Raw genomic sequence first — 5583 nt, forward strand, 5'->3', positions numbered from 1 at the left:
AAGGCGGACGCCGCGATGGAGATCTGGGGCGATCCGGAGGGTCCCGGGTGGATGCACGTGTGGAGCGCGGTCACCATCGACGACTGGGTGCGTCCGGTACCCCGCGAGGAGCTGGAGGCCAAGCTGCCCCCGGACACCTGCGGACCGGCGGGCTCCGGCGGAAGGCACTGCGTGATCGGCCTCGGCATGATGCTGGCTGATTTCGGCGAAACGGACGTCGTCGGGACCTTCGTGGAAGAACTGCGAGCGGCCGCCGTGGAGGCCCGCGAGGCGGGCGACGAGGCACGGGCGACGGAGCGCGCCCAGATGGCCGACGCGCTGGACGCGTACCGGCGAGCCAGGATGTCGACCGGCGCCGATCGGGAAGCGGCGATCGACGATCTCGCGAGACTGCAGGGTACCGGCTCCGTGGCGGAAGCATGGATCCGCTCGTGGCTGGGCGTGCTGCACCGCGAGGACGGACGGCTCCGCGAGGCCGCGACCTACTTCGAGACGATGCGCGGCGGGTTCCAGGGCTCGCGCGCCACCTTCCAGCTGGGCGAGATCTACGAGGAGCTGGGCGAGCGCGAGAAGGCTCGCGACGCCTACGTCCGCTTCCTGCAGGCGTGGGAGGAAGCCGACCCGGACCTCACCCGGGACGACGAGGCCCGCGCCCGGCTGGAGACGCTGCTCGACGGCTGAAGCGAGCGATCCGGCTCGAGGCGACCCGAGGCGGCCGGCGGGCCTCGCTCTCTCTCCGTTCCCCTAACGATCTCCGTCCCCGAGCGCGTCCAGGAAGCCCGCGTCCACCCAGAAGTTGTCGTCGCTCCCCACCCGCGAGCTGTTGAAGAACAGGTAGCGCCCGTCCGGCGAGAGGATCGGGCACATCTCGCCCCCCCGGGTGGCGATCGGCTCGGGGAGGAGCACGGCCTCGCTCCACGACCCGTCCGCCTCCCGGAAGCTGGCCCACACGTTGATGTAGCTCCGGTTCTCCGGGTGTCCGGCGCGGATGAAGAGCAGGAGGTCTTCGTTCGGAGTCACGTACGGGGCCAGCTCGTCCGCCTCGCTGTTGATCGTCCCGGGGAGCCGCTCGGGCCTCTGCCACGCTCCGTCCGCGAAGCGGGACACGAACAGGTCTCCCTCGCCCGGCGTGTAGAGACTCCCGTCCGCGGCGACGGAGAACTGCCAGTGCAGCTCCAGCGTATTGGGCCCGCCCTCCACCATCACCGGGTCCGCCCACCCGCCGTCCTCCTCACGGTCCACGTACCAGATGCGCTCCGGTCCCGCCTCGGCGCCCGGCCCGGCCCGGGAAGAGAGGAAGTACAGCCGCTGCCCGTCCGGGGTGAAGATGGGCACGTCATCGTTCCATTCGAGCGCGGAAAAGGAAGCGACCTCGGGCCGCGTCCACCGCCCGCCCTCGATCCGGGAGCACACGATGGCCCCGTCCGAGTACCCGGAAGCCTCCAAAGTGAGCTGCGTGGACCAACACGCCTCCCGGCCGCCCGGAGCGAACGAGACGGTGCCGTGCTGGAACCGGTGCGTGGAGACGACCCCGACCGCGAAGGGCGCGGGCGCTTCGTCGGGACCCGGGGGCGCCTGCCCCATGTACGGGCCCTCCAGGACGGGGAAGTGAGGCGGGCTCGTGTCGGCCCCCAGCGCCTCCAGCCGTTCCGCCGCTCCGGTGCGTGCCGCTTCGGTCGCGGCGTTGTACGGCGAGTCGCCCGCGAGGCTGCGGAGGTCGGGATCGGCCCCCAGCGCCACCAGCCGCTCGATCACCGCGCTCCGTCCAAGCTCTGCAGCATAATGCATTGCTGTCAAACCATATACATCCTGTGAATTCAAGTCGATTCCAAGTTCCACCAGTCGTTCCACGATCTCGGGGGAGCCTCCCTGGGCCGCCGAATGCAGCAGGGTGCCCCCGCGGTCGTTCCGACCGGTGAGATCCACCCCCGGGACCGCGGTACGCTCGAACAGACGGTCGAGGCCCCGTTCGGCCGAGAACATCACGAGGGCCGCGTTCTCCGGGCTGTCGGGCGGAGGCAACGCGGCTCCCGCGTCCAGCAGCAGGTCCACCAGCGGCCCGAAGCCCCGCCACGCCGCGAGCTCGATCGGGGGCGCGCCGAACCGGTCCTGCGCATCCACGTCGGCCCCCGCCTCGAGCAGCAGAACGGCCATGTCGGCATCTCCCGTCTCCCGGGCCACGAGCAGCAGCGGCGTGCGCTCGTACGCGTTCCGGGGGTCCACGCCGGCGCCGCTCTTCAGCAGCAGCGTTGCGGTCGGTTGCTGATCGGCGCGGATGGCGCTGTGGAGAGGGCGCTCGAGGTCCTCGTCCGCCGCGTTCACGTCGGCCCCGGCTTCGATCAGGAGGGCCGCGATCTCGACGTAGCCGCGGGCCGCCGCGTGGTGCAGGGGGGTTCGCCCGTCCGCATCGGTTTCCCGGGCGAGGGCGGGCTCGGCGGCGAGGAGGACGCGGACGGCTTCGATATTGCCCTCGCGCGAGGCCTCGCGGATGGACTGGGCGGCGAGGGGCGACGTTCCCTGGCCGGCGGCGGTAATCGAGAGGAGGGCCAGCAGCGTGGCTGCGAACAGGCGGTGCGGCATCCGGCGGCGATCGGAGTGCATGGTCCCCCCTCGGCAACGAACGCCGCGAGTCCGGTGGGCCGTCGCGGCGCACGGTGTGAGCGTAGCGGCGCCCGCGGTCCGGCGCGGGCGTGAAGCGCGGCCCGGATCGGGGGGAGATCCGGGCACGGGAAGGCGTACCCCCGCTGCCCGGCCGGGTTTCGCGGGCGTGAGCGAGGACCCGTCCCGAAACGCGTGATGCGAGTTCGGGAAGATATCTTCCTGAACCTGAAGGCCCGGGTTTCACCCCCCTCTGCCGACCAAAGCGCGCTGGCGGTCCGCCGAACGGCGGAAACGGTATTCAACCGTCCTCGCCTTCCCGCTGTCCAACCATCAGCGGCGACCCCCTCGCCGAACTTCGACACTCGGAGACACCATGCGTGCCCGCGCCTGGCTGGACGAGCTTCGTCTCGATCTGGTGTACGGATTCCGTTCCCTGCGGCGGAGACCCGGCCTCCTGCTCACGGCCCTCCTCACGCTCGGCCTCGGGATCGGCGCCACGGTGGCCATGTTCAGCGTGGTGAACCTCGCACTTTTCCGGACCCTGCCGTTCCCGGAGGCGGATCGTCTGGTCGTGGGCCGGACGATCTGGCCGAGCGGGGACGTGGGCTGGAACTCGGCCGGCCCCGACTTCGAGAGCCTGCGGGACGAGTCGACCTCGTACGAGTCCATGGCCACGATCACTCCGTTTACCGGGCAGGCGACGGTCACGGGCACGGACGAGCCGGAACGGGTGGCGCTCGGCTGGATGTCGCCCGGCCTGTTTCGCACGCTCGGCGCCCGCCTCCATCTTGGACGCGAATTCACCCCCGAGGAGGCGGAGACCGAGGCCCCGGTGGTCGTTCTCAGCGGCCGGTTCTGGCGCACACGGCTCGGCGGGGACCCGGAGATCACAGGTGCGACGCTGATGCTCGAGGGACGGCCCGTCACCGTGGTCGGGATCACGCCGCCCGACTTCCGGTTCGTGAACGACGCCGATGTGTTGCGTCCGATGGGCGACGAGTTCGGGCCCTCGGCGGACTTCCGGCAGTTCCACAACTGGCTGATCGTCGGTCGACTGCGCCCTGGCGTCACTGCGGATGTCGCGCAGTCGGAGGCGGACGTGATCATGGCCCGCCTCGCGGAGGCCTACCCGGAGTCGAACCGGAACAAGGGGATGCTGATCACGCCGCTCCAGGAGGCGATGGTGGAGCGATTCCGGCCCACGCTCCTCATGCTCACGGGGGCGATCGTCCTGGTGCTCCTCACCGCGTGCGGAAACGTGGCCGGGCTCCTGCTGGCGCGGGGCTCCACTCGAGGCACCGAGCTGGCCATGCGCTCCGCCCTCGGGGCGCCGCGCGGCCGGATCGTGCAGCAGCTGGTGACCGAGAGCGTCCCGCTCGCTCTCGCCGCCGGGGCGCTCGGCACGGCCATCGCGCTCCTCCTGCAGCGCACGCTCGTTGCCGCCACGCCGCTCACCCGCCTCGCCCTGGAGTCCGCCGGCCTTCAGCCCGAGGTGCTGCTGTTCGCCTTCGCGCTTTCCCTGGTGACCGTGCTGGTCTTCGGGCTCGCACCGGCTCTCGTGGGCTCCCGTGTCGACCTGGCTGGGGAGCTCAAGGCGGGCTCCCGGACCGTTTCGGGCGGCCGGGCGCGCTTCCGCGCCGCCCTCGTGGTGGGCCAGGTGGCCCTGTCGGTGGTGCTCCTCGTGGGCGCGGCTCTCCTCGTGCGGAGCTACCTGAAACTGGCAGGCGTGGACCCGGGCTTCCGGACCGCACACGTGCTGACGGCGGATGTGAGCCTGCTCAGCGCCCGCTACCCGGAGGCTCCGGAGCGCATCGATTTCTACCGGCGATTCCTCGAGGAGGCGAAGGCCCTGCCCGAAGTGGAGGAGGCGGGGCTGATCAGCCGGGTTCCGATCCGTGAAGGGGGAGGGAACACGGCCGCCTGGAATCCGGAGAACCCGCCCGCCGATGCCTCCGAGAACCTGCTCGTGTACGGCCGCACCGTGACGGCGGACCTGCACGCCGCTCTCGGCGTGCCGGAGCTCCGGGGCCGCCGCTTCGGCGACACGGACGCCGAGGGCTCGGAGCCGGTGGTGATCATCAGCGAGTCCGCGGCGCGCACGATCTACCCGGACGTCGATCCGATCGGGCGCGAGCTCGCCGTGGACGAAGGCGAGGAAGCCCGCTACCGGATCGTCGGCGTGGTGGGAGACATGGTGATGGACGGGCTGGACGGAGAGCGGCCGATGGCCATGTACTTCCCGTACGCGCAGAACGCTCGCTCGGGCATGCGGCTGATCGTGCGGACGCGCGGAGCCCCGACTGCCGTGGCAGGGCAGCTGCGCGAGATCCTCCGGCGACTCGATCCGGACATCCCTCTCGCCCACGTGGCTTCCATGGAAGAGGTCATCCATCGCTCCACCTCGTTCGACCGGACGATCGTGAGCGCGGTGGGACTCTTCGCGGCCGTGGCGATGTTCATGGCGGCGCTCGGCCTGTACGGGGTGCTCGCCTACCACGTGCAGCGCCGCACGCACGAGATCGGGATCCGCATGGCCCTCGGCGCCCGGGCCGCGCACATCCTCGGCATGGTGGTGAGCCAGGGCTTCCTGCTGGTGGGCGTCGGGCTGGCGATCGGGGTGGCCGCCGCGTTCGGCGCCGCGCGGCTCATCAGCGACCTGCTGTTCGGCGTGGGCGCAGCCGATCCGGTGACGTTCGTGGGCGTGGTAGCGTTCTTCAGCCTCGTGGCGCTGCTCGCCTGCATGCTGCCCGCGTGGCGTGCTTGGCGGGTGGACCCGGTGACGGCCTTCCGTGTGGAGTAGGGGAGGGCGGCTGCCCTCCGGATGCGGCCCAGGCCGGGGGCCGCGCGACTTCCCCTCTACACACTTGTGGCTATGCTGGTAGGGTGCTCCTGGCAGCTGGCAAACCCTTCAGAGTGAGAGAAGCCCGGCCCGTGCCACGATCCTCCCCGTGGTTTCGCCCGCTAAGCGGGATCGCCCGATCG

3 protein-coding genes are annotated in these 5583 nt (G+C 71.1%); 2 read left to right on the top strand and 1 reads right to left on the bottom strand.

The features are described from left to right. Nucleotides 1-681 (top strand): tetratricopeptide repeat protein (locus AC36XV_RS03490; RefSeq protein ID WP_492202284.1); only part of this gene is annotated, 681 nt, incomplete at its 5' end. 63 nt (nucleotides 682-744) lie between these two features. On the opposite strand, the gene AC36XV_RS03495 is transcribed toward AC36XV_RS03490, so the two are convergent. Beyond that, nucleotides 745-2601 carry an ankyrin repeat domain-containing protein gene (locus AC36XV_RS03495; RefSeq protein WP_492202285.1) on the bottom strand — a complete coding sequence of 619 codons (1857 nt, stop codon included), beginning with the start codon at nucleotides 2599-2601 and terminating at the stop codon, nucleotides 745-747. Between the two features lie 373 nt (nucleotides 2602-2974). Here AC36XV_RS03495 and AC36XV_RS03500 point away from each other — a divergent pair, with 373 nt between their 5' ends. Next, complete coding sequence (locus AC36XV_RS03500) at nucleotides 2975-5401, top strand: ABC transporter permease (RefSeq protein WP_492202286.1); 2427 nt, start codon at nucleotides 2975-2977, stop codon at nucleotides 5399-5401. Nucleotides 5402-5583: the final 182 nt, after the last annotated feature.

This window comes from Candidatus Benthicola sp. (assembly GCF_058719085.1).